Source organism: Psychrobacter sp. TB55-MNA-CIBAN-0194, from assembly GCF_040309505.1.
Taxonomy (GTDB): Bacteria; Pseudomonadota; Gammaproteobacteria; order Pseudomonadales; family Moraxellaceae; genus Psychrobacter; species Psychrobacter fozii.
This window is the reverse complement of sequence record NZ_JBEOOW010000470.1, coordinates 1-259: the sequence shown is the minus strand read 5'-3', so window position 1 is coordinate 259 and position 259 is coordinate 1. Positions and strand designations below refer to the sequence as shown.

Genomic DNA, 259 nt, shown 5'->3' with positions numbered 1-259 from the left:
ACCACGCGCTCCAGAGTCACTCATCATGTAGATAGGGTTGACTTCATCAAGGGACTTCATCAGTTTACCTTGGATGACATCTTTAGAAGAACTCCAGATCGAAATGACTCTCTCGTAACGCTCTTCTTCAGTAATCAAACCACGTCTGAATTGCTTCATGACGTTATCTACTTTTGCTTGCGCTTCTTCGAGGATCTTCTGTTTATCATCTAATACGACGATATCAGACACCCCAACCGTAATACCCGCTTTAGTAGAG

At 43.2% G+C, this 259-nt stretch carries 1 protein-coding gene; it reads right to left on the bottom strand.

Annotation, left to right across the window (positions count from 1 at the left end):
• A partial coding sequence (locus tag AAEY75_RS15930; protein WP_352260137.1) for a hypothetical protein occupies positions 1 to 259 on the bottom strand: 259 nt, incomplete at both ends.